Origin of the sequence: Arsukibacterium perlucidum DSM 18276, assembly GCF_000382165.1 — a bacterium.
GTDB lineage: Bacteria > Pseudomonadota > Gammaproteobacteria > Enterobacterales > Alteromonadaceae > Alishewanella > Alishewanella perlucidum.
Genome location: NZ_KB907757.1, coordinates 1 through 4,107 on the forward strand (window position 1 = coordinate 1; position 4,107 = coordinate 4,107).

Annotated in this window: 4 protein-coding genes; 1 reads left to right on the forward strand and 3 read right to left on the reverse strand. The window is 39.7% G+C overall.

Annotated features, from left to right (window positions below; all coding sequences use genetic code 11):
• Window positions 1–248 precede the first annotated feature (248 nt).
• From H141_RS0119325 to H141_RS20695, 3 genes are all read right to left on the reverse strand, one after another.
• Window positions 249–1,217 (reverse strand): competence protein CoiA family protein, encoded by a 969-nt coding sequence (locus tag H141_RS0119325; RefSeq protein ID WP_019677916.1) that lies wholly within the window; start codon window positions 1,215–1,217, stop codon window positions 249–251.
• A 143-nt stretch (window positions 1,218–1,360) separates the two neighbouring features.
• Window positions 1,361–2,017, reverse strand: coding sequence for a DUF6988 family protein (locus tag H141_RS0119330; RefSeq protein WP_019677917.1), 657 nt, complete (start codon window positions 2,015–2,017; stop codon window positions 1,361–1,363).
• A gap of 181 nt (window positions 2,018–2,198) precedes the next feature.
• Window positions 2,199–3,698, reverse strand: a complete 1,500-nt coding sequence (locus H141_RS20695; RefSeq protein ID WP_157611047.1) for a hypothetical protein — start codon at window positions 3,696–3,698, stop codon at window positions 2,199–2,201.
• 217 nt (window positions 3,699–3,915) lie between these two features.
• On the opposite strand from H141_RS20695, the gene H141_RS0119340 reads away from it, so the two are divergent.
• Window positions 3,916–4,107 (forward strand): transposase (locus H141_RS0119340; protein WP_019677893.1); only part of this gene is annotated, 192 nt, incomplete at its 3' end.

The following is a 4,107-nucleotide window of genomic DNA, read 5'->3' on the forward strand; positions in this document are numbered from 1 at the left end:
ATCATTTATAGCAATGGTTTTTCTGTTCTTGATTAAGAATTTTTCAGAATACATTGTGTATCAAATGTTAGTCGCCCACAAAAATGGTTACAGCAATGCCTGATTTACCTATTTTTTACAAGGTGTACGCTTTGTCACTGTTCCAGTTAAAAAGCTGCACTTTAATCACTATTAAAGTGCAAAACGTATTCCCAGGCGTTTAATTGGTTGCTTAAAGTAATAGGAAAACAAACAGTTCCTGTGCACAGTTAACACCCCAATATACGCACTATCTCCCCCTGATACTCTATCGCTTTAATCTTGTCACCAGATCTGAAAGTGTTTAATGCCTGTGAATAATATTTGGTAAATGCTTTTCTAACTGGCAAGTTAAGCACTTCGCCTGATTCATCACAGAATTCGAGACTAATATAGTCGCCATCGGCGTTCTCGATAATCTTGTGGCTTAAATATGTATCGTTCAAGCCAAAATCGATTTCAGGTGGGATTACAATGGTTTTTCTGGGGGGAAGCTTTGGTGCCGGCTCAATAGATGGCCTTTTGACTTCCTGACTAGTCTTAATGGCCGCTGGCTTATGCTGAATCCACTGTGCATCTGGGTGGTTGAATACCTTTTTGCAGTTAAGCCCAAAGACATCCCGTTTAACATCTTCAAGTTTAAAGGCTGTCAGTGAATGGCCATTTAAATCAATCTCCACTGTGAAGGATTTGCCATGACCTATTTTCTTTGCCTTTACCTCATCAATACCGTGTGATACTTTAATTTCTATATTCACAGACAAGCCATTAGACATCTGCGCCCAGGCATCAACTATTGTTCCTGTGTCTTGGCAGTGATACTCCAATTTCACTTCTTTCAGTGTAACCCTATCGAATTTTTCACCTGCTATCGATAGAGGAATAAACTTTCCGAGCTCGGCTCTTGGGATGAGAAATGAAATATCTTTACCAGCTGCATCTTTCAGGCATTGTTTAGCATATAGGTGAAGTACTGATTCATTCGTTATGCCACAGTCTGGGGAGTCTTTTTGGTGCCTAAAATAGCGAGGGGTCTTAGGGCCGATACATGCCTCAAGGGGTATGCCGCACTTTGGACAGGTGCAATTGCATCTTAGTCCATTCTCTTTTTTATCTAACTGGTCGATACAGATAAGCACTTCGCCCTGGTATGCGTACCTCAGCTCTTTAGCAACATGTCGACTTGTAATTGTAGTCAATCCATTGATCCTTAAAAATAACGTGTACCTATATCCTGCCACTCTAAGACAATGCACTCAATACTTAAAACTGTAGTAGCATGCCGAATTTTGTCATTCTATTTGAAGATGTACGTAAATCTTGAGCCCAGATAACCTAATTTTTAACCATGAATAATTGGCAAGCAATCGACGAAGTGATGATGCATCTTTCTGATAGGCTCCATGGCTTCCTCGTATCCAGTCAAAATAGATAGCATTTGCATATTTATAGCAGCAACAGCGTTGCAGTTACGAAGAGAATCATAGATAACCTTGGGTTCATAACCTAAGCCATTGCTGACAAGGGCCGCAAGACCACTGTGTGTAAAGCTATTAAACGCTGAATTGTTAACGCCTCTAAAGTCATTCAACTGACCGAGGATATGCGCTGGCGCTTCTGAATTATCAAGCGCATTAAGCATATTTGCTATTAGTGGCGTTTCTAGTTTCTTTATTTGGTCTGGACCAACTTTGCCCGCAGTTGCGAGTTTATTAAACCAATCCTCAGTATCAGCGTACATGAGCCAAAATCCACGTATCAGGCTTTCGTATTGAGGGCGCATCAATGCAAAGCCGGATGATGTAAAACCATCAGCAATTAACTTAAGAGAAGAGAGGCCATGCTCAAATGACAAAATACCTGAGTGGAAGGCCATTCTGCATTTAAGCTCCGGCACCGCTCCAAGATGCTGTAACTGCTCAACGTGCTCCGCCATAAAATCATACATTTCAAAGCAGCGCGGCAGCAGTGCTCCTAGTTCTTTTTCGTACATCGCCATTCAATTGGTCCAGCAAATTATATAAATGCAATTCGAGAAATTGTCATTCCCTCGAAGCAACTAAACTGATCACTAGTCAAGTTAAGCCAAAAGCCCTGTCTAGAAACTGCACTTTAATCACTAAAGTGCAGAATTCAAATAGCTATTTATTGGCTTCAGTATATTAAGGTCAGAACAGCTATTAGTTATTGAGCACCATTAAAAGTAGTCCGGTTAATGCCCTATTTTGACTCGATACTTTTTCAACTGCTTTTTCAACCAATTCTTTAGTGTGAGCTCTTTTAAGCTTTAGCTTTCCTACTGCTAACGCTGCAGCAAACTCTAAAGCAGCAAATCCGAATGGGTGCCCGTGTCGCGTAAATACTTTATATAGAAACTCTTTCATCAACTCACTTAGATGGTGATCTGACGAATAGTCTAATTCAGAGGGAAGGCTAGCCCGCAGAATGCACGCTTGTAAAATATCATCATTAAATCTTAAAAAGTTCTCTGGTGAAATAATGACAGATTGATAGTTCGTCGGCTTCAAGCACTTTTCAGGATCTGCGTGTTCTCTAGCTGCTTGTAAAACCGAAGCTATGGTTAACAATGTAGCGCTTTGGGTAATACTTGCAATTTTGTCGTCAAATTTATCCTCGAAGAACACAAAACCTTCAGTGAGTTTTAGTGGGACACCATTAGAGTTTGGAAGCAAACTGTCACTAGTATTAGCTATACATTCTGTCATAGCTTCGTAGCACAAAGCCGCTTCGGCATCGGTGATAGTTTCTAATGGTGACTTAATTAAGTTGTCTGCTTTGGATGCTAATTCATTAAGTGCATCCCAAGATTTTTTTATATTGTCAGGCCCCAGAGGTAGTACTTTCCATACTGAAAAACTATAAGGTCTTAAAGTTGCATTTCGTACTAAGAATTGCTCAAGCTTCTTCCATGATTCCATACTCTGAGGTAGGCCAACTCCGACTAGAAAATGTCTCGGAATGGTATTATTCTCATATTCTCTTAAATCTCGACTTATTTGTCTCAATTTACCGCCATCCCCTGCAAATGCGGTGACGACGATTATACCTGTAGCATCATTTAAATCATCTTTTCCAAATTCAGGCCATTTCAATAAAGCTGGAGCCTGCTTGTTATTGTTTTTGTCTGTAATGAATTTAATAACTTTTCTAGCTAAAATCTCAGATGCCCCATCATCACTGTAAATCACAGTATTAATAGATGAGGACAATGACCAAGATAGCTCTTCTTCAAACCAGCTATTAAATTTTTGACTGCTATGAAGATTTGTTGGTTTAAGACTTAATACCGGATTTTTACCAATAGATTCAACGCGTTGATTTATTTCGTTGATGCCAGTTATACAGAAAGCTTTAAGTATATCTAAAAGATATTTAGGTTTATGAGGTAGACCAATTGTTACTTGCTTAGGCGGTTTAGCTTTATAAGAAAAGTGCTCTCCGACAAGCTCAATATCGGTCTCATTTCCATCTACGCTGCTTAAGCTCTCCAATAATCCAGTTGAAGATAAGTTTATAAAAACGTGCGAATATTTATCCCTTTGGTCAACATCAATAAGTGTAATGATCTTTTCTTTAGAGAAATCTCTCTTCACTAAATCTTCAGCCATACCTCCCGAAGTTGATGCTGATATCACTACTAAATATTCTTCTGTTGGCAAATTTAGTTCTTTAAAAGACTCATACGAATGGTAACTCTCAATATTTGCAGTGCATCCAGCCGATGTAGCAGCTTCTTTTACTATTGAGTAAATTCCCATTGTATCAATATAGATAGTCTTGATCTCAGACCAACGTATGTTAGTGTAAGCATCCCTTAAACTAGGTGCATTCCCGATTAGAGTTCTCCAGCGTAAACTACGTTTGAGGAGAACGGAAATGAAAAAGTCGCGTTACACAGAAACACAGATCGTCAAAATCTTAAAAGAGGTTGAAGCAGGCCGTTTGGTCAAAGAAGTTTGCCGGGAATACGGCATCTCTGACGCTACCTATTACAACTGGAAGGCCAAGTACGGCGGTATGGAAGCCTCGGACGTAAAACGTCTGAAAGACCTGGAAGAAGAGAACCGG

What these genes read in the sequence shown, in the direction of transcription:
- H141_RS0119330 (WP_019677917.1), bottom strand. Translation starts at nt 2,017, where the DNA reads ATGGCGATGTACGAAAAAGAACTAGGAGCACTGCTGCCGCGCTGCTTT.